Annotated in this window: 18 protein-coding genes; 13 read left to right on the top strand and 5 right to left on the bottom strand. The window is 74.1% G+C overall.

Annotated features, from left to right (window positions below; genetic code table 11):
- Nucleotides 1-38: 38 nt before the first annotated feature.
- Nucleotides 39-1640, bottom strand: a complete 1602-nt coding sequence (locus tag BU198_RS10090; RefSeq protein WP_188296496.1) for an MFS transporter — start codon at nt 1638-1640, stop codon at nt 39-41.
- A 218-nt stretch (nt 1641-1858) separates the two neighbouring features.
- On the opposite strand from BU198_RS10090, the gene BU198_RS10085 reads away from it, so the two are divergent.
- From BU198_RS10085 to BU198_RS10055, 7 genes are all read left to right on the top strand, one after another.
- Nucleotides 1859-2545, top strand: coding sequence for a TetR/AcrR family transcriptional regulator (locus tag BU198_RS10085; protein WP_188296495.1), 687 nt, complete (start codon nt 1859-1861; stop codon nt 2543-2545).
- A 115-nt stretch (nt 2546-2660) separates the two neighbouring features.
- The gene (locus BU198_RS10080; RefSeq protein ID WP_188296494.1) at nt 2661-3974 is read left to right on the top strand and encodes a sensor histidine kinase; all 1314 of its coding nucleotides are present in this window, start codon (nt 2661-2663) and stop codon (nt 3972-3974) included.
- The gene (locus tag BU198_RS10075; protein WP_188296493.1) at nt 3971-4645 is read left to right on the top strand and encodes a response regulator; all 675 of its coding nucleotides are present in this window, start codon (nt 3971-3973) and stop codon (nt 4643-4645) included. The genes BU198_RS10080 and BU198_RS10075 overlap by 4 nt, the downstream gene beginning before the upstream one ends.
- Before the next feature lie 142 nt (nt 4646-4787).
- Complete coding sequence (locus tag BU198_RS10070; protein ID WP_188296492.1) at nt 4788-5915, top strand: alpha/beta hydrolase; 1128 nt, start codon at nt 4788-4790, stop codon at nt 5913-5915.
- A gap of 26 nt (nt 5916-5941) precedes the next feature.
- Nucleotides 5942-7171, top strand: coding sequence for an acyltransferase family protein (locus BU198_RS10065; RefSeq protein WP_188296491.1), 1230 nt, complete (start codon nt 5942-5944; stop codon nt 7169-7171).
- Between the two features lie 164 nt (nt 7172-7335).
- Nucleotides 7336-7683, top strand: coding sequence for an MmcQ/YjbR family DNA-binding protein (locus tag BU198_RS10060; RefSeq protein ID WP_188296490.1), 348 nt, complete (start codon nt 7336-7338; stop codon nt 7681-7683).
- 185 nt (nt 7684-7868) lie between these two features.
- On the top strand, nt 7869-9083 hold the full coding sequence (locus BU198_RS10055) for an alpha/beta hydrolase (protein ID WP_317620048.1): 1215 nt from the start codon (nt 7869-7871) through the stop codon (nt 9081-9083).
- A gap of 38 nt (nt 9084-9121) precedes the next feature.
- Here BU198_RS10055 and BU198_RS10050 read toward each other — a convergent pair whose 3' ends face one another.
- Nucleotides 9122-10108 carry a helix-turn-helix transcriptional regulator gene (locus BU198_RS10050; RefSeq protein WP_188296488.1) on the bottom strand — a complete coding sequence of 329 codons (987 nt, stop codon included), beginning with the start codon at nt 10106-10108 and terminating at the stop codon, nt 9122-9124.
- A 101-nt stretch (nt 10109-10209) separates the two neighbouring features.
- Between BU198_RS10050 and BU198_RS10045 the strand changes: the two genes are divergently transcribed.
- Nucleotides 10210-10788, top strand: a complete 579-nt coding sequence (locus tag BU198_RS10045) for a TIGR03086 family metal-binding protein (protein WP_188296487.1) — start codon at nt 10210-10212, stop codon at nt 10786-10788.
- A 54-nt stretch (nt 10789-10842) separates the two neighbouring features.
- On the opposite strand, the gene BU198_RS10040 is transcribed toward BU198_RS10045, so the two are convergent.
- Nucleotides 10843-11856 carry an aldo/keto reductase gene (locus BU198_RS10040; protein WP_188296486.1) on the bottom strand — a complete coding sequence of 338 codons (1014 nt, stop codon included), beginning with the start codon at nt 11854-11856 and terminating at the stop codon, nt 10843-10845.
- A complete protein-coding gene (locus BU198_RS10035) occupies nt 11853-12368 on the bottom strand; it encodes a MerR family transcriptional regulator (protein WP_188296485.1) in 516 nt (171 codons plus the stop codon). Before BU198_RS10035 ends, BU198_RS10040 begins: the two co-directional genes overlap by 4 nt.
- A 200-nt stretch (nt 12369-12568) precedes the next feature.
- Between BU198_RS10035 and BU198_RS10030 the strand changes: the two genes are divergently transcribed.
- A complete protein-coding gene (locus tag BU198_RS10030) occupies nt 12569-13399 on the top strand; it encodes a serine hydrolase domain-containing protein (protein WP_188296484.1) in 831 nt (276 codons plus the stop codon).
- A gap of 13 nt (nt 13400-13412) precedes the next feature.
- Here BU198_RS10030 and BU198_RS10025 read toward each other — a convergent pair whose 3' ends face one another.
- On the bottom strand, nt 13413-14189 hold the full coding sequence (locus BU198_RS10025; protein ID WP_188296483.1) for a pirin family protein: 777 nt from the start codon (nt 14187-14189) through the stop codon (nt 13413-13415).
- A gap of 217 nt (nt 14190-14406) precedes the next feature.
- On the opposite strand from BU198_RS10025, the gene BU198_RS10020 reads away from it, so the two are divergent.
- From BU198_RS10020 to BU198_RS10005, 4 genes are all read left to right on the top strand, one after another.
- Nucleotides 14407-15603, top strand: coding sequence for a PucR family transcriptional regulator (locus tag BU198_RS10020; RefSeq protein ID WP_188296505.1), 1197 nt, complete (start codon nt 14407-14409; stop codon nt 15601-15603).
- Between the two features lie 91 nt (nt 15604-15694).
- Nucleotides 15695-16645, top strand: a complete 951-nt coding sequence (locus tag BU198_RS10015; RefSeq protein WP_188296482.1) for an ACP S-malonyltransferase — start codon at nt 15695-15697, stop codon at nt 16643-16645.
- Nucleotides 16642-17673 carry a beta-ketoacyl-ACP synthase III gene (locus BU198_RS10010; protein ID WP_188296481.1) on the top strand — a complete coding sequence of 344 codons (1032 nt, stop codon included), beginning with the start codon at nt 16642-16644 and terminating at the stop codon, nt 17671-17673. Before BU198_RS10015 ends, BU198_RS10010 begins: the two co-directional genes overlap by 4 nt.
- Nucleotides 17674-17750: 77 nt before the next feature.
- Nucleotides 17751-17993: an acyl carrier protein gene (locus tag BU198_RS10005; protein ID WP_188296480.1), complete on the top strand. Its 243-nt coding sequence runs from the start codon at nt 17751-17753 to the stop codon at nt 17991-17993.
- Nucleotides 17994-18171 lie beyond the last annotated feature (178 nt).

Genomic DNA, 18171 nt, shown 5'->3' with positions numbered 1-18171 from the left:
GGGCCGTGGCGCTGCCGGGCCGACCGCCCGGGATTGCGTCAGATGTGCACGGCCGGGCCCGCGTCGGTGGTGCCGCGGCGGGTGAGCAGGCCGAGCAGGGCGGCGCCGAAGGCCACCACGGCGGCGACCGCGAAGGCGAGCGACATCCCGCTGACGAAGGACTCGTGGACGGCGCCGGCCATCGCGTCCACCGCCTGCTGCGGGGTGCCCGCCGGGGCCGGCGGGGCGATGCCGAGCTGGGCGGCCTGCTTCAGGCCCTCGCCCGCCTCGCCCTCGACCGGCGGCAGGCCGGCCTTCGCCCAGTTGCCCGGCAGCACGTCGCCGACCTTGGCGGCCATCAGCGCGCCCAGCACCGCGGTGCCGAGGCTGCCGCCGACCTGCATCGCGGCCTGCTGGAGGCCGCCGGCCACGCCGGACAGCTCCAGCGGGGCGTTGCCGACGATCACCTCGGTGGCGCCGACCATGACGGGGCTGATGCCGAGGCCCATCAGGACGAACCAGAGCGACATGACGCCGTTGCCGGAGCCGGTGTCCAGGGTGGACATGCCGAACATCGCGGTGGTGGTGATCAGCATGCCCGCCACGATCGGGATGCGCGGGCCCAGCTTGCCGATCGCGATGCCGGCCAGCGGCGAGCCGACGATCATCATGCCGGTCATCGGCAGCAGGTGGACACCGGCCTCGACCGGCTTCATCCCGTGCACGTTCTGGAGGTAGAAGGTCACGAAGAAGATCGCGCCGAAGAACGCGAAGGCCATCAGCACCATCAGCAGCACGCCCGCCGACAGCGGCACCGAACGGAACAGGCTGAGCGGGATCAGCGGTTCGCGGGCCTTGCCCTGCCAGAGCGCGAACAGCACCATCAGGACCACCGCGCCGATCAGGAACAGCAGCGTCTTCCCGTCGCCCCAGCCCCACTCGGGGGCCTTGATGATGCCGAAGACCAGCGCGAACATCCCCACCGAGAGCAGCGCGATGCCGGGCAGGTCGAAGGACTTGGCGGCGTTCTCGGCCCGGACGTCCCTGAGGATCCACAGGCCGAGCGCCACCGCGATCAGGCCGACCGGGATGTTGATGAAGAACACCGACTCCCAGTTGACGTGCTCGACCAACAGGCCGCCGACGATCGGGCCGGCCGCGGTGGAGGCGCCGATCACGCCGCCCCAGATGCCGATCGCCATGTTGAGCTTCTCGGCCGGGAAGGCCCCGCGCAGCAGGCCGAGCGCGGCCGGCTGGAGCAGCGCGCCGAACAGGCCCTGGAGCACCCGGAAGGCGATCACGGTCTGGATGTTGCCGGCGAAGCCGATCGCGGCCGAGGTGACGGCGAAGCCCACGGCGCCGACCAGGAAGGTGTTCTTGTGGCCGAAGCGGTCACCGATCTTGCCCGCGGTGATCAGGAAGACCGCCAGGGCCAGCAGGTAGCCGCTGGTGACCCACTGGATCTCGGAGGGCGCCGCGTGCAGCTTCTCCTGGATCACCGGATTGGCGATGGCGACGATCGTGCCGTCCAGCGCGACCATCATGACGCCGACCGCGACGGTCAGCAGGGTCAGCCAGGGGTGCCCCTTGAGGCCGCCCCCCGACCGCGGATTCGGCGGCGGTGCGTCCGCCTCGGAGTTCTTGACGACGGACTGGCTCATCTGGGGCCCTCCGGGGGCATGGCTCGGTGCGGGACACGGCGGTGGCGCCCCGGCCCACCCGTCCCCACAGGTGCCCCGGCCCGACGGGCGCCACCTCGGCAGATTATGTCAGCTGCTGACATTCGGCAAACAGTGACTTCTGGCCATTACTGCCATTTGTCAGAGCGCTAAGGTTGTGCTCCCACCCGTCGCTCCCAGCGCTCCGGAAGGCCCCCGCCATGGCCGCTCACACCCCCCGCACCACCGACGCCCCGGATGCTCCCGGACGCACGCCGGGGCTGCGCGAGCGCAAGAAGCAGCAGACCAGGTACGCCCTGATCCAGGCCGCCCACCTGCTCTTCCTCCGGCAGGGCTTCGCCCACACGACCGTCGACGAGATCGCCTCCGCCGTCGACGTCTCCCAGCGCACCTTCTTCCGCTACTTCGCCAACAAGGACGAGGTCGCGCTCGCCGTGATGGCCGTGGCCGAGGACTACTTCATCGAGTGCCTGCGCCACCGCCCGGCCGAGGAGACCCCGCTCCAGGCCCTGCGCGCCTCGATCGTCAAGGCCTGGCGCGACCTCGGCAGCGCGGAGACCTCCGGACCCCACTCGATCCACAGCGCCCTCGAACTCATGCGGATGATCGAGGAGACGCCCCCGCTGCTCGCCGCCCACCTGCGCCGGGTCACCGAGCAGGAGCGGCTGGTGGTCCAGGTGCTCGCCGAACGCGAGGGCCTGGACCCGGCCGGGGACCTGCGCCCCGCCGTGCTCGCCGCCGTCTTCGGCAGCCTGCTGCGGGCGGCCCACCTGTCCTGGAGCGCCGAACTCGAACCGGCCGGCCCCGAGGGCATGGTCACGGTGATCGAGCGTCACTTCGACCAGCTCGGACCGGCCCTGGCCGGCCACTGGCGCGACCCCGCGTAGTACCCGGCGGAACCGCCGTGTCATACCGGGGTATCACCCGATACCCCGGTGGCACCCGGAAGTTCGGGCCCCAGTGCGACGCCCGGGCGGCCCCGCCCTCCTAGGCTGGCCCGCGATGAAGAACCTCACCTCAGCCGACCTCCGCCGGTACGTCCACCGCCTGCTGCGCACCTTCTGGCAGCACCTCACCGTTCCGGGCGACAACCACACCCCGCTGCTCGGGGAGTCGCCCCGGCCCTGGCTGCGCCGGCTGCCGTACGCCGTCGCCCTGGCCATGATGTCCTCGCTGATCCCCAGCGGGATCGGCGTCCTGGTCGGCTCCTTCGGCCTGGTGCTCCCGGTGGCCGGCGCGCTCACCGTCGCCCAGACCGTTCCGCTGCTGCTCGCCATCACCCGGCCGCTGGCCGCCTGGTGGATCAGCGCGGCCACCCTGGTCACCACCGCGACCATCACCGCCCGGTACGAGCAGGACGGCGGCACCTGGCCGTGGACCGCGCCGATGATCCTCTCCTACGTCTTCCTGCTGGCGGCCCTCGCGCTGCGGGAGAGCCGGGCCACCCTGGTCTCGGTCTGGCTGGCCACCGTCGCGCTCACCGCGCTCACCACCACCCTGGGCCTGCCCCGCTCCGGCGACGGCACCACCATGCTGCTGATCGCGCTCAGCGGCGCCGCCCTGCTGCTCGGCTGGGCCGTCCGGGACCGCGCCGAGGCGCGCCGGCTGCTCAGCGAGCAGGAGCACATCAGCGAGGTCGAACGCGAACGCCGCACCCTGCTAGAGGAACGCGCCAGGATCGCAAGGGAGTTGCACGACGTGGTGGCCCACCACATGTCGGTCATCGCGGTGCAGGCGGCCAGCGCCCCGTACCGGATCACCGGCGTACCGGACGAGGCCTCCGAGGAGTTCACCGCGATAGCCGGCACCGCCCGCGAGTCACTGGCCGAGATGCGCCGGCTGCTCGGCGTGCTGCGCAGCGAGGAGTCCGGCGGGGAGAAGGCCCCGCAGCCCGGGGTCGGCCAACTCGCCCAGCTGGTCGAGACGGTGGGCCGGGCCGGGGTGCCGGCCGAACTGACCGTGGAGCCCGGCCTGGTGGACCTGGTGCCGCAGGCCGTCGGCCTGTCCGCGTACCGGATCGTGCAGGAGGCGCTGGCCAACGTGGTGCGGCACGCCCCCGGCGCGCGGACCTGGGTGTCGCTGGCCGAGGACGGCCCGGCGCTGCGGGTGACGGTGGTCAACGCGGCCCCGCCGGTGCGCACCGAGTCCCTGGAGGCCTCGGTCGAGGGCACCGGGCAGGGGCTGGTCGGAATGCGCGAACGCGTCCGGCTGGTCGATGGCAGGCTGGACACCGGCCCGCTGCCGGACGGCGGCTTCAAGGTGGCCGCCGTCCTGCCCCTCGACCACCCCGACACCCCCCTGGAGACCACCGCATGACCATCCGCGTGATCATCGTCGACGACCAGGCCATGGTGCGCGCGGGCTTCGCGGCCCTCCTCAACGCCCAGAGCGACATCGACGTGGTGGGGGACGCGGCGGACGGCGCCCAGGCCCTGGAGGTCAACGGCCGCACCCACCCCGACCTGGTGCTGATGGACGTCCGCATGCCCGTCATGGACGGCCTGGAGGCGGCCAGGCGGCTGCTCGACCCGGCCGTACCGGGCGCCCACCGGCCCAAGGTGCTGATGCTCACCACCTTCGACGTGGACGACTACGTGTACGAGGCGCTGCGCGCCGGAGCCAGCGGCTTCCTGCTCAAGGACGCCCCGCCGGCCGACCTGATCGCCGCGGTCCGGGTGGTCGCGGCCGGCGAGGCGCTGCTCGCCCCCTCGGTGACCCGCCGGCTGATCGAGGACTTCGCCCGCACCCGCCCGGCCAGGCGCCGCGACCCCAAGGTGCGGCTCAACGGCCTGACCCCGCGGGAGACCGAGGTGCTGGAGCTGATCGCCCGCGGCCTCTCCAACCAGGAGATAGCCGCCGGACTGGTGCTCGCCGAACAGACCGTCAAGACCCACATCGGGCGCATCCTCGCCAAGCTCGGCCTGCGCGACCGCGCCCAGGCGGTGGTGCTGGCCTACGAGTCCGGTCTGGTGACCCCCGGCCAGTAGGTGGGGTTGTCCCCCTGATACCCCGGTAGCACCCGGGAGTTGGCCCCGCGGTGTGACGTCCGCGGGGCCTTCGCATTCCTACCTTCCTCTCCGTCGGAAGCCGAACCGAGTCGGCTGCCGAACGGACAAGGGAGGCAGGGACATGCGCAGGTTTCGGGCCAGGAGGGCGCTCGCCGCCACCGCGGTGGCGCTGGCGGTCGTGCTCGGCGCGGGCGGCTGGGCCGCCGACACCCAGACCCCCGTCACCGGCCCGCCGCCCGGCAGCGCCGCCTGGGCGGCCGACACCGCGCTCGGCCTGCGGCCGCCCGACCCCGCCACCACCACCCCCGCCCACGTCGCGGCGTTCTTCGCCGGGCTGGGCCCGGCGCAGCAGGACGCCCTGGCCGCCCGGCACCCGCTGGTGGTCGGCAACCTGGACGGCGCCCCGGTCGCCCTCAGGTACCGGGCCAACGCCCTGGCGCTCGCCGCCGAACGCGCCCGCGAACTCGCCCGGGCCGCCGACCCCGCCCTCACCCCGCAGGACCACGAGACCGCCCGCGAGCGCGCCGAGCGCTACCGCGCCCTGCTGGACGGCGGCCGGCGGATCCTCGCCTTCGACCCGCGCGGCCGCGGCCAGGTCGCCGAGGTCTACGGCGACCTCGCCAGCGCCCGCCGCACCGCCGTGATCGTCCCCGGCTCGGACATCGACCTGCTCCGCTTCGACCGCGCCTCCGACCCGTACGGCACCCCCGCCGGCATGGCCCGCGCGCTCCTGGACGCCACCGGCCGGCAGACCGCCGTGATCGCCTGGGCCGGCTACACCACCCCGCTCGGCCTCGGCCCGGACGCCGCCACCGAGGACCTGGCCGAGGCCGGCGCCCCCCGGCTCACCCGGCTGCTCGACGGACTCGCCGTCAGCACCCGCCCGCAGGCCCCGCCCACGCTGTTCTGCCACAGCTACGGCTCGGTGGTCTGCGGCCTGGCCCGCCCCACCCCCGCCCAGGCCTCCGGCGTGGTGGTGCTCGGCTCGCCCGGCATGGGCATCGGCTCGGCCGCCGACCTCGACCCTGGCGTCCCGCTCTGGGCCACCGCCCGCAACGGCTCCGACTGGATCGGCGACGTGCCCAACGTCCGGCTGTTCGGCCTCGGCCACGGCGCCGACCCGACCGCCCCCGGCTTCGGCGCCCGCCCGCTGCCCGCCACCGGATCCCACGGCCACAACGGCTACTTCGCCCCCGGCACCGCCTCGCTCGCCGCCTACGCCGCCGTCGCCCTCGGCCGCGCCGCCTGACCTCCCGCACCGGAAGGAGCACCACCATGGCCAGCCCCCTCACCCCCCTGCGCCGCGCCGCCCACCAGGTCGACGCCAGGACCCCCGCCACCCGCGACCGCGCCCTGGACGGGCTGCGCGCCCTCGCCCTGCTCTCCGTGCCGGTCGGCCACTGGATGCTCGGCGGCCTGACCCTCTCCCCCGACGGCGCCCTGCACAACGCCAGCCCGCTCGCCACCCTCGGCTTCTTCGCCCCGCTCAGCTGGGTGCTCCAGATGCTCGGGGTGTTCTTCCTGGTCGGCGGCCACTCCTCGGCCAGCTCGCTGGAGCGGGCCAGGGCCAAGGGCGTCACCTTCGGCGGCTGGCTGCGGACCCGTACGGTCCGGCTGCTGCGCCCGGTGCTCGGGGTGGCGGCCGTCTGGGCGGCGCTGGTCCCGCTGCTGCCCGCGCTCGGCGTCCCCGCGGACACCCTGCGCACCGGCTCCACGCTGGTGGTGCAGCCGCTCTGGTACATCGGGATCTACCTGGGGCTGACCGCGCTCACCCCGCTCTGCGTGGCCGCCGGGCGCCGGCTGGGCGGCTGGTCGGCGGGCCTGCCGGCGCTCTCGGTCGCCGCCGTCGACCTGCTGCGGTACGGGCCGTGGGCCGGGGCGGTGCCGTCCTGGGTCGCCCTGCTGAACATCCTGCCTGGCTGGCTGTTCGGCTACCAGCTGGGCGTGCTCTGGGCGCAGGGCCGGCTCGGCCGTCCGGCGGCCCGGGTGCTGCTGCTCGGCGGCGGCGCGGTGTTCGCCGCCCTGCTGCTGGTCTTCCACTACCCGGCCAGCATGGTCGGCGTGCCCGGGGCGGCGCGGACCAACTCGCACCCGCCGTCCCTGCTGGTGCTCGCCCTGGCGGCGTTCCAGTGCGGCGCCGCGGTGCTGCTGCGGGAGCGGCTGGGCCGGCTGCTGACCCGCCGACCGCTGCTCTGGCTGCCGGTCGTGGTGGTCAACCTGTCGGCGATGACGATCTTCTGCTGGCACCAGAGCGCGATGCTCGTGGTCGCGGTGCCGGGAGCGGCCGGCCTGGGTGCCGTCCCCGGGCTGACCACCGCGCCGGACTCGCTCGGCTGGGTGGCCGCCCGGCTGGCGCTGCTGCCGCTGTTCGGCGCCGCGCTGGTGGCGATCGGCTGGTTCACCCGCCGCTTCGACGGGCCGTGGACGGCCTTCTCCCGGGGCGGCAAGGCGGTGGCCGGGGCCGCGGCGGCACTGTTCGCGGCGTACGCGCTGGGCGTGGTGTGACGCGCGCCGTCGTCCACGGCACGAAGGGGGCGTGGACCGGCCGGTCCGCGCCCCCGGCCGTTCCGCCCCGGGGCGCGCGATGTCGGTGCCCTTCCCTACCCTGCCGCCATGGTGACGTTCGACGAGTTCCGCGCGATGTCGGTGCCCTGCCCTACCCTGCCGCCATGGTGACGTTCGACGAGTTCCGCGCGATGGCACTGGCCCTGCCGGAGGCCGCCCAGGAGCCGACCTGGGACATCGAGACGCTGCGGGTCCGCGGCCGGATCTTCGCGATGGGCGCTCCCGACGGGGACCGCGTCACCGTCAAGGCCTCCCCCGAGGACCAGGCCGAACTGCTCGCCGCCGAGCCCGAGGTGTTCTCCTCCGCCCCGTACGTCGGCCGGCACGGCTGGGTGAGCGTCCGGCTCGGTCCGGTGGACCGGGACGAGCTGAGCGACCTGGTCACCGAGGCCTGGCGGCGGACGGCGCCGAAGCGCCTGGTCCGCGAATTCGACGCCCGGAACTCCGGATAGGGCCGCCGAACCGGCCGCTCAAGGACGCCGGAAGGACACCCGTGGTTCATGTGATCCATCCCACAGTTTAGGCGTTCCCGTCACCCCGTCGGTCCCCCTAGGCTTGCGCAGGGAAGTCAGCAGAGCTATCGCACCCTCCGGGCACCGCCCGTGAAACGGTGACGGGCCCCAAGGGAGTTGGTGCGGTGCGCAACCGTCGGCGCTGGAAGCGGGTACTGATCGGGGCGTTCGCCGGCTGCGCGGTGCTCGCCGACGCCGGAGCCTCCGCCGCCGCGGCCGCGGTCTCCTCCGAACAGCTGGCGATCTCCACGCCTCCGGCCGGCAGCGCCGCCTGGGTCGAGGACCACTCCTTCGACCGCTCGCTGCCCGACCCGGCCACCACCACCCCGGCCGCCGCCGCGCAGTTCTTCGCCTCGCTCGCGCCCACCGAGCTGGACCGGCTGATCCAGGAGTACCCGCTGGTCGTCGGCAACTACGACGGCGCCCCGCCGGACCTGCGCTACCGCGCCAACCGGATCGCCCTGGCCGCCGAGCGCGACCGGGCCAGAGCACGCGCCGCCGACCGCGACCTGGACTCCGACACCCGCGCGCTGGCCGTCTCCCGCGCCAACGACGCCGAGAACCTGCTCGCCCCCGGCCGGCAGATCCTGGCCTTCGACCCGCGCGGCCGCGGCCTGGTCACCGAGGTCTGGGGCGACCTCGCCGACGCCGAGCGGATCTCCGTGCTCGTCCCCGGCTCGGACGCCGACCTCGGCCACCACGACCAGACGGCCGAACCGCTGCGCTCCCCGGCCGGCATGGCCCGCGCCCTCTTCGCCGAGGAACGCCGCCAGGCGCCCGGCACCCGGACGGCCGTGATCTCCTGGACCGGCTACGTCACCCCCTCCGGCCTCGGCCCCGACGCGGCCACCTCCCGGCTCGCCGACGTCGCCGCGCCCCGGCTGGAGCGGCTGCTCGCCGGGCTCAGGGAGACCACCAGGCCGGACGCGCCGCCGTCGCTGCTCTGCCACTCGTACGGCTCGGTGGTCTGCGGCACCGCTGCCCCCGAGATCCCCCGCGCGGCCGCCTCGCCGTCCGACACCTCGGGCATCACCGACCTGGTGGTCTTCGGCAGCCCCGGCATGGGCGTGCAGGACACCACCGAACTGGGCACCGGCGTGCACGTCTGGGCCACCCGCAACCCCAGCGACTGGATCGGCAACGTGCCGTTCCTGGAGGTCGGCGGGCTCGGCCACGGCGCCGACCCGGCCGCGAGCGGCTTCGGCTCCGAGCAGATCTCCTCGGCCCGCGCGGCCGGCCACAACGGCTACTTCACCGAGGGCACCGACAGCCTGCGCAACTTCGCGGCGATCTCGCTCGGCCGCTACCAGGCCGTGATCCGGACCAGCCCCGGCTCCTGAAGTCCCGCGCGCCGCAGGGCGGTTCCCCTGCGAGCGCCCTAGGAGAACTCGTCCTGGTACAGCCGCAGGGCGTCCGCCGCCGCCCTGGCCAGCTCGCGCCGGGCGGCCGGCGGGGCCAGTACCTCGACGTCCGCGCCGAAGGTCAGCAACGCGCGGACGGCCGCCGGCGCCGGGAACGCCATCGCCACCTCGACCCACTCCTCGGCCGGCCCGGCACCCACCTCCGGCAGCGGGGCGTTGACCCGGCCGCCGTGGATGCGCAGGAACATGTCCAGCCTGGCGCGCCGCACCCGCGCCCGCACCGGCAGGTCCACAGGCAGCCGCTCCACCTGCTCGCGCAGCACCGCCCAGACGTCGCCGAGTCCGATCCCGGTCCGGCGCCGCACCGGCTCCTCCGCGGTCTCGGCGACCAGCACCCGGTCGGCCCTGAACAGCCGCGGCTCGCCGTGCAGGTCGGCCACCAGGTACCAGACCGCGGCCTTGCTCACCAGCCCGTACGGGTCGACGGTGTAGTCCACCGGCGCGGGCGCGCCTCCGTGCCGGTAGCGCAGCCGCAGCCGCCGGTCGGCGAAGACGGCGTACTGGAGCTCTCCGAGGTCGGGGCCGGCGGCCGGGCCGGCCGGGGCCTGCATCCAGCGGGCCGGGTCGACCAGGATCCGCTCGCTGATCCGCTCGGCCGCCGGGCGGTGCGGGGCCGGCAGCGCCGCCATCACCTTGCGCAGCGCCGAACCGAGCGCGCCGTCCAGCCCGAGGTCGCTGTGCGCGCCCTGGGCGGAGAGCACGAACAGCGCCCTGGCCTCGTCCGCCGTCAGCCCGGTCACGTCGGTGCGGTAGCCCGGCAGCAGGCTGATGCCGCCGTGCCGGCCGCGCTCGGTGAACACCGGCACCCCGGCGGTGGAGAGCGCCTCCACGTCGCGGTAGACGGTGCGGACGGACACCTCCAGCCGCTGGGCGAGTTCGGTGGCGGGCACCCGGCCGCGGGTCTGGAGCAGCAGCAGGATCGAGAGCAGGCGGTCGGCCTTCATGGTCCAAGAATCCCAGTAATCCTGACGGCGGTTGTCAGGTTTTACCGGAAGATTGCGCTCCGAGCCGGAAAAGCCGTCCGCCACAAAGGAGTTGAGCGCAGATGTCCGCCGTCCAGGATGCCCGCCCGCAGTACCTGACCGCCCTCGACCAGTTGGAGAAGCTGTTCGCCACGATCACCCCGGCCGACCTCGGCCGGCCCACCCCGTGCACCGAGTTCACGCTGCGTCAGCTGCTGAACCACGTGGTCGGCGGCATCCACCGGTTCGCGTACATGGGTGAGGGCGGCCGCGCCCAGGACGTCCTGGCCGGCGTCGAGGACCCGTCCGACGAGGGCTGGCCGGCCGCGCTGGGCCGGGCCCGCACCCGGGTGACCGCCGCCTGGGCGGACGACGCCAGGCTCGGCCGCCCGGCCGTCGCCCCCTGGGGCGAGGTGCCCGGCGCGGCGGCGGTCGGCGGCTACCTGATGGAGGTGGTGACCCACTCCTGGGACATCGCCACCGCCCTTGGCAACGGCTTCGCCCTGGACGACGACCTGGCGCGGGCCGCGCTGGCCGTCGCCCGGTCCGTGATGCCGGCCGGACAGCGCCCGCCCGGCGCCCCGTTCGGCGACGCCCGGCCGGTCCCCGAAGGCGCCGACGTCCAGACCGAGCTGGCCGCCTGGCTGGGCCGTACGGTCTGAGCCCGCGACGGCCCGGAGAGGGCTCACCCGCTCTCCCCGGGCCGTCGGTGCCCGCTACTCGCGCGCCGCCGAGGTGGAGCTCATGTCCGCGTAACGGTTCCCCGCGACCCGGCCGGCCACCGGCTCCAGCAGCGCCAGCTCCTCGGCGGTCAGCCGCAGCGTCGCCGCCGCGGCGTTCTCGGCGAGCCTGCTGCGCTTGCGGGTGCCCGGGATCGGCACGACGGCCAGCCCGTGCACCTCGGCCTGCCCGTGCACCCAGGCCAGGGCGACCTGGGCGAGCGTCACGCCGCGGGCCGACGCGATCTCCCGCAGCGGGGCGAGCAGTTCGCCGTTGAAAGCCGCGTTGTCGCCGCTGTAGCGCGGGTGGTTGCGGCGGTAGTCGTCCGCCGAGAGCTCCTTGGCGTCCTGGAAGGCGCCGGTCAGGAAGCCCCGGCCGAGCGGCGAGTACGGCACGAAGGCGACGCCCAGCTCCGCCGCGGCCGGCACCGCCGTGCGCTCGACGTCGCGGGCGAACACCGACCACTCGGACTGGAGCGCGGCGATCGGGTGGACGGCGTGCGCCTCGCGCAGCTCCGCCCCGGTCACCTCGGACAGGCCGAGGTGGCGCACCTTGCCCGCCTCGACCAGCTCGGCCATGGCGCCGACCGAGTCGGCCAGCGGCACGGCCGGGTCGCGGCGGTGCATGTAGTACAGGTCGATCACGTCCACGCCGAGGCGGCGCAGCGAGGCGTCCACCGCGGTCCGGATGTACGCCGGGTCGTTGCTGATGCCGCGGACGGACTCGTCCTCCGCCGAGCGCATGATGGCGAACTTGGTGGCCAGCACCACCTCGTCCCGGTGGGCCCGGACGAACGGGCCGATCAGCTCCTCGTTGTGGCCGGAGCCGTACATGTCGGCGGTGTCGAAGAGGGTGACGCCGGCCTCCAGGGCGGCGTCCAGGGTGGCGAGTGCCTCGCCGGAGTCGGTGGGGCCGTAGAACTCGCTCATGCCCATGCAGCCGAGGCCCTGGGTGCCCACGAGCGGGCCGCCGGTGCCGAGTTCGACGGTGGGAAGGACGGTCTGAGTCATGCGCTCTGCTCTTCCTCTACACGGTTGTCCACGGGGTGGTCCTGCTGTCCGGCCGGGGTGCCGGCGATGCCGGCGGCCTTCCCGGCGTACAGGTCGATCTTGTAGTCGAGGACGGCGAGGGTGGCCTGGAGGTCGACGATCCGCTGCCGGACCTCCTCGCGCTGGGCCTCCAGGAGCCGCTGGCGCGCCGGGTACGTCTGCTCGCCCTGCCGGGCCATGTCCACGTACCTGAGCATGTCCGCCACCGGCATGCCGGTCAGCCGCAGCCGGCCCAGGAAGGCCAGCCGGTGCAGATCGGCGTCGCGGTAGCGGCGCTGTCCGCCCGACGCCCGGCCGACCGGGTCCAGCAGGCCGATCCGCTCGTACCAGCGCAGGGTGTGGGCGGTCAGCCCGCTCGCCGCGGCGACCTCGCTGATGGTGTGCCTCGGCGTCCGGTCCGGGTCGCCGGTCGGGCGGCTGAACACCTCGGAGCAGCTGCGCAGGTCCGTCTCGATGCGTGCGGGTGCGGTCATCGCTCGTTTCCCCTGTCCTCGGCGGCTCGGTGCCCCTGTCCTCGGCCGCCCTGTGCTCGGCGGCCTCGTCTCCGGCGCCCTGTCCTCGGCGACACGGACGACGCTACCTAGTTTGAGTGCACTCCAAGCAAGCCCGTCATCCGGGTGCCTCCACCACCACCTTCCCCGGGGGCATTTCCCGGCGACTACAGTCGGACCCCATGGAGAGCCTGCGGATGATCGAGAACTGGCCGGTGCCCCACGCCGCGGCGGCGGTGGTCCGGGCGGACGGCGCGGTGCTGGGCACGCACGGGCCGCAGCAGCACCTGTTCCCGCTGGCCTCGGTGACCAAGCCGCTCACCTCCTACGCGGCGCTGGTCGCCGTCGAGGAGGGCGTGTTCGAGCTGGACGACCCGGCCGGGCCGTCCGGAGCGACCGTGCGCCACCTGCTCGCGCACACCTCGGGCCTGGGCTTCGACGAGGACCGGGTGTTCGCCGAGCCCGGCAAACGCCGGCTGTACTCCAACGCGGGCTTCGACGCGCTGGCGCGGGCGCTGTCCGAGGCCGCCGGGATCGAGTTCTCCCGCTACACCGCCGAGGCGGTCTTCGAGCCGCTGGGCATGACCGACACCCTGCTCAACACCGCGCACAAGTCCCCGGCCGGCGCGGGCGGCCTGTCCACCGTCGCCGACCTCACCCGGTTCGCCGCCGAGTTGCAGGCGCCCAGGCTGCTGGACCCGTCCACCGTCCGGCAGGCCACTCGCGAGGTCGCCTTCCCCGGCACCGGCGGCGTGCTGCCCGGCTACGGCCACCACCGCCCGAACGACTGGGGCCTCGGCTTCGAGATCCGCGACGGCAAGAGCCCGCACTGGACCGGCACCGCCAACTCCCCGGGGACCTTCGGGCACTTCGGCCAGTCCGGCACCTTCCTGTGGGTCGACCCGCAGGCCGGCGCGGCCTGCGTCGTGCTCACCGACCGGGACTTCGGGCCGTGGGCGATCGAGGCCTGGCCGGCCTTCTCGGACGCGGTGCTCGCCGAGCTGCGCGGCTGACCGGACCGTACGGCTAGCCGTACGAGACCGGCGAGTGCATCTCCCAGAGCAGGAGTTCGGCGCCGGCCTCGCCCGCGGTGGGGTCGGCGAAGGCCTCCCCGGTGATCCGCACGCTGTCGCCCGGGGCCATCGAGCGGCCGCCGCCCTTGGGCCCCGGGATCGTCCGGTAGCCCAGTGAGCCGGCCGTCAGGTGCGCGTACCGCCAGGGCGCCACGGGCAGCTGCGGCAGCGGCTGCCACGGCCCCGCGGCGGCCAGCCACAGCGCGGCGTCGCCCCGGCGCAGCCGCAGGGCGTCCGTCCCTGCGTCGCGCTCCAGCCCGGAGGCGAGCAGCGTCAACCCGCCGTCCGCCGGTTCCACCTTGCGCAGGCCGTAGGCGGGGGGTGCGTCGAACTCGTCAGGCTGGAGCCACATCTGGACGAAGCGCACCGGCCCGGTGGCGCCGCCGACGTTGCGTTCGGTGTGGGTGACGCCGGAACCGGCGCTCAGGTACTGGACCGTCCCGGGGCGGACCACCCCGCCGTGGCCGTGGGAGTCCCGGTGGGCCAGCGCGCCCTCCAGCACCCAGGTGAGGATCTCGGTGTCCCGGTGCTTGTGCTCGTCGAACCCGGCCCCGGGGGCGAGGAGTTCCTCGTTGCACGCGAGCAGCGCGCCGAAGTGGGTGTTCTTCGGGTCGTAGTGGCCCGCGAAGGAGAACGCGTGCCGGGTCTCGATGCCCTCGGCCGGGGCGGAGCGGTAGCGCTCGGCGGTGCGGCGCAGGTCGGCACGGGGGCGGTCGGCGGCTTCGGTCACGCCCCCACCGTAGTGGGTGGGCCCCGGGTGTGATCCTTGCCACCGCGCCGCTCCGCCGGGGGGTGTGCGCGAGCAGTCACTCGCGTGAGGCAGTCTTGTCCTTGTGCCAGCCGCTTCCGCGAACTCCAAGAGCGACCCCAGTCCCAGCCCCGCAGCCGCCGGGAAGAGCCCGGCCTCCCGGTCGGGCCGCGACCGCCCCGGCCGCGCGGCGCCCCGCCTGACCGCGCAGGAGCGCAGAAACGTCGCCGAGCGCGCCGAGCGCCGGGCCGCGACGCTCAAGCGGCTGGAGAAGTCCTCGGGCAAGCTGGCCACCGCCGCGATCTCGCGGATGGACGACCAGCTCGGCTGGTACCGGCGGATGCCGCCAGAGCACCGGTCCTGGATCGGCCTGGTCGCCCAGGCCGGCATCGCCGCCTTCACCGAGTGGTACCGCCACCCCGAGGCCGCGAAGGCGATCTCCACCGACGTCTTCGGCACCGCCCCGCGCGAGCTGACCAGGGCGATCACCCTGCGCCAGACCGTCGAGCTGATCCGCACCACGATCGAGGTGATGGAGGAGGCCATCGAGGAGGTGGCCGCCCCCGGCGACGAGGCGGACATGCGCGAGTCGGTGCTGGTCTACGCCCGGGAGATCGCCTTCGCGACCGCCCAGGTGTACGCCCAGGCGGCCGAGGCACGCGGCGCCTGGGACGCCCGGCTGGAGGCGCTGGTGGTCAACTCGCTGCTGTCCGGCGACGCCGACGAGGGCGTGCTCTCGCGCGCCGCGGCGCTCGGCTGGGGCCAGCCCAGCCAGATCCGGGTGGTGATGGGCAGCGCGCCGGACGGCGACAGCGAGCTGGTGGTCGAGGCGATCCGCCGGGCCGCCAGGTACGCCAAGCTGCACGTGCTGACCGGGGTGCTGGGCAAGCGCCTGGTGGTCGTGGTCGGCGGCGAGAAGGAGCCGGTGCAGGCGGCCCGGGCGCTGATCGGCCAGTTCGCGCCGGGCCCCGTGGTGGTCGGCCCGACGGTGCCCGACCTGCTCTCCGCGACCCGCTCGGCGCACGCCGCCGCGGCCGGCCTGCGGGCCTGCGCCGCCTGGCCGGACGCCCCCCGCCCGGTGCTGGCCGACGATCTGCTGCCGGAGCGGGCGCTGGCCGGTGACCAGGCCGCGCGCCGTCAGCTGGTGGAGGAGATCTACACACCGCTGGACGAGGCCGGCTCCGCCCTGCTGGAGACGCTGAGCGTCTACCTGGAGCAGGCATCCTCGCTGGAGGGAGCGGCCAGGATGCTCTTCGTCCATCCCAACACGGTGCGCTACCGGCTACGACGTGTGACTGATGTGACGGGGTACGCCCCCTCCGATGTACGTTCTGCGTTCACTCTGCGGATCGCCCTGGCCCTCGGCCGGCTGGACGCCGACAGCGAGCCCGGCTGAGCCGGAGTGTAGGGACCATACAATCCCGGATGGTTTTCTTCGTTACCGTCGCCTACCCGCCCCTGGGTGCCTGGCGAGAGAGGGTTGAACCGTGCTCGTAATCGTCGCCCCTGGACAGGGTGCCCAGTCCCCCGGTTTCCTCAGCCCCTGGTTGGAACTCGACGGTGTCGCCGACCGCCTGAGCGGCTGGTCGGACGTCGCCGGTCTCGACCTGGTGCACGCCGGCACCGAGGCGTCCGCCGAGGACATCAAGGACACCGCCGTCGCCCAGCCGCTGCTGGTCGCGGCCGGCCTGATGACCGCCCGGGAGCTGTTCCCGGACGAGGACCTCGCCCGCAAGGTGGTCGGGGCCGTGGCCGGCCACAGCGTCGGTGAGATCACCGCCGCCGCCGGCGCCGGGGTGCTCACCGCCCACGACGCGCTGACCTTCGTCCGTGAGCGCGGCCGGGCCATGGCCGAGGCCGCCGCCGTCACCGAGACCGGCATGCTCGCCGTGCTCGGCGGCGAGCCGGAGGAGGTCGCGGCGAAGCTGGCCGAACACGGCCTGACCCCGGCCAACAACAACGGCGGCGGCCAGATCGTCGCCGCCGGTACGCTGGCCCAGCTGGAGGCGCTGAAGGCGGACCCGCCGACCCGCGCCAAGCTGATCGCCCTCAAGGTGGCCGGTGCCTTCCACACCGAGCACATGGCCCCCGGTGTCGAGCGGTTGGCCAGGCTGGCCCCGACCCTGACGGCGGCCGACCCGCAGGTCCGCTACGTCTCCAACAAGGACGGCGCGGTCGTGGACTCCGGTGCCGAGGTGCTCGCGCGCCTGGTGTCGCAGGTCTCCAACCCGGTCCGCTGGGACCTCTGCATGGAGACCCTCGGGCGGCTGGGCGCGACGGCCGTGATCGAGCTGTCCCCGGCGGGCACCCTCACCGGACTGCTCAAGCGCAACCTCAAGGGTGTGGCCACGCTCGCCCTCAAGACCCCCGCCGACCTGGACCGGGCCCGCGAGCTCGTCGCGGAGCACGGCGGTCAGGAGCAGGAGACCCAGGCATGACCAAGCCCCAGATCCGTCCGGTGAGCGGCGCGCAGTACTCGCGCATCCTCGGCGTCGGCGGCTACCGCCCGGTCCGGGTGATCCCCAACTCCGAGGTCCTGGAGTGGATCGACTCCTCGGACGAGTGGATCCGCACCCGCAGCGGGATCGCCGAGCGCCGCTGGGCCGGCCCGGACGAGTCCGTCGCCGAGATGTCCCTCCAGGCCGCCGGCAAGGCCATCGCCCAGGCCGGGATCTCCGCCGCGCAGATCGGCGGTGTGATCGTCTCGACCGTCTCGCACCTCAAGCAGACCCCCGCGATCGCCACCGAGATCTCCGAGCGGCTCGGCTGCGGCACCGCCCCGGCCTTCGACATCTCGGCCGCCTGCGCCGGCTTCGGCTACGGCCTCGGCCTGGCCGACGGCATGATCCGCGGCGGCAACGCCGAGTACGTGCTGGTCATCGGCGTCGAGCGGCTCAGCGACCTGACCGACCAGTCGGACCGCTCCACCGCCTTCATCTTCGGCGACGGCGCCGGCGCCGCGGTCGTCGGTCCGTCCGACACGCCCGGCATCGGCAAACTGATCTGGGGTTCGGACGGCTCGCAGGCCGACCTGATCACCCAGACCGAGGCCTGGGACACCGCCTTCGCCAAGTCCGACGCGATCAACGGCGCGGGCGAGGAGACCAGGTGGCCGGCCCTGCGGATGGACGGCCAGCCGGTCTTCCGCTGGGCGGTCTGGGAGATGGCCAAGGTGGCCCAGCAGGCGCTGGACGCCGCCGGGATCACCGCCGACCAGCTCGGTGCCTTCATCCCCCACCAGGCGAACATGCGCATCACCGATGCCATGATCAAGGCGCTCAAGCTGCCGGAGTCGGTGCCCGTCGCCCGCGACATCGCCGAGACCGGCAACACTTCCGCGGCCTCCATCCCGCTGGCGATGGAGCGCATGTTGGAGAGCGGTGAGGCCCACAGCGGAGACCTGGCCCTGATCATCGGGTTCGGGGCGGGTCTCGTCTACGCCGCAGCAGTCGTTACTCTCCCCTAGGCGCTTTCGCCCACATCCACAAGCCTGTGCCCGGCCGATCGGCCGGGTGCGTTCAACACCGAAGAGGAGCAGCCAGTATGGCTACCAAGGACGAGGTCCTGGAAGGTCTCGCCGAGATCGTCAACGAGATCGCCGGTATCCCGACCGAGGACGTCGCGCTCGACAAGTCCTTCACCGACGACCTGGACGTCGACTCGCTGTCCATGGTCGAGGTCGTCGTGGCCGCCGAGGAGCGCTTCGACGTCAAGATCCCGGACGACGAGGTCAAGAACCTGAAGACCGTCGGCGACGCGGTGGACTACATCATCGCCAACGCCTGAACGATCGAATCGTTCGACCCGGCCAGCCCGTCCGGCGTCCCGTACGCCGGCGAAGGCTGACCGGTCGGCCGGGCTCGGTCGAGTCAGGCCGACCCGCCGGCCGGGCGTCCCCACCCCGGGGGCGCCCGGCCGGGCCCATCCTCGGCACGCCGCCGACCCCCGCACACGTGAGAGAAGA

This window comes from Streptomyces sp. CBMA156 (assembly GCF_014596515.1).
Classification (GTDB): Bacteria; Actinomycetota; Actinomycetes; order Streptomycetales; family Streptomycetaceae; genus Kitasatospora.
Note: the sequence above shows the minus strand (reverse complement) of the source record. Positions and strands in the feature narration are given on the sequence as shown.

Excerpts from the sequence above, each read along its gene's own strand:
- BU198_RS10090 (WP_188296496.1), bottom strand. The coding sequence starts at position 1,640 with ATGAGCCAGTCCGTCGTCAAGAACTCCGAGGCGGACGCACCGCCGCCG.
- BU198_RS10085 (WP_188296495.1), top strand. The coding sequence starts at position 1,859 with ATGGCCGCTCACACCCCCCGCACCACCGACGCCCCGGATGCTCCCGGA.
- BU198_RS10080 (WP_188296494.1), top strand. The coding sequence starts at position 2,661 with ATGAAGAACCTCACCTCAGCCGACCTCCGCCGGTACGTCCACCGCCTG.
- BU198_RS10075 (WP_188296493.1), top strand. The coding sequence starts at position 3,971 with ATGACCATCCGCGTGATCATCGTCGACGACCAGGCCATGGTGCGCGCG.
- BU198_RS10070 (WP_188296492.1), top strand. The coding sequence starts at position 4,788 with ATGCGCAGGTTTCGGGCCAGGAGGGCGCTCGCCGCCACCGCGGTGGCG.
- BU198_RS10065 (WP_188296491.1), top strand. The coding sequence starts at position 5,942 with ATGGCCAGCCCCCTCACCCCCCTGCGCCGCGCCGCCCACCAGGTCGAC.
- BU198_RS10060 (WP_188296490.1), top strand. The coding sequence starts at position 7,336 with ATGGTGACGTTCGACGAGTTCCGCGCGATGGCACTGGCCCTGCCGGAG.
- BU198_RS10050 (WP_188296488.1), bottom strand. The coding sequence starts at position 10,108 with ATGAAGGCCGACCGCCTGCTCTCGATCCTGCTGCTGCTCCAGACCCGC.
- BU198_RS10045 (WP_188296487.1), top strand. The coding sequence starts at position 10,210 with ATGTCCGCCGTCCAGGATGCCCGCCCGCAGTACCTGACCGCCCTCGAC.
- BU198_RS10040 (WP_188296486.1), bottom strand. The coding sequence starts at position 11,856 with ATGACTCAGACCGTCCTTCCCACCGTCGAACTCGGCACCGGCGGCCCG.
- BU198_RS10035 (WP_188296485.1), bottom strand. The coding sequence starts at position 12,368 with ATGACCGCACCCGCACGCATCGAGACGGACCTGCGCAGCTGCTCCGAG.
- BU198_RS10030 (WP_188296484.1), top strand. The coding sequence starts at position 12,569 with ATGGAGAGCCTGCGGATGATCGAGAACTGGCCGGTGCCCCACGCCGCG.
- BU198_RS10010 (WP_188296481.1), top strand. The coding sequence starts at position 16,642 with ATGACCAAGCCCCAGATCCGTCCGGTGAGCGGCGCGCAGTACTCGCGC.
- BU198_RS10005 (WP_188296480.1), top strand. The coding sequence starts at position 17,751 with ATGGCTACCAAGGACGAGGTCCTGGAAGGTCTCGCCGAGATCGTCAAC.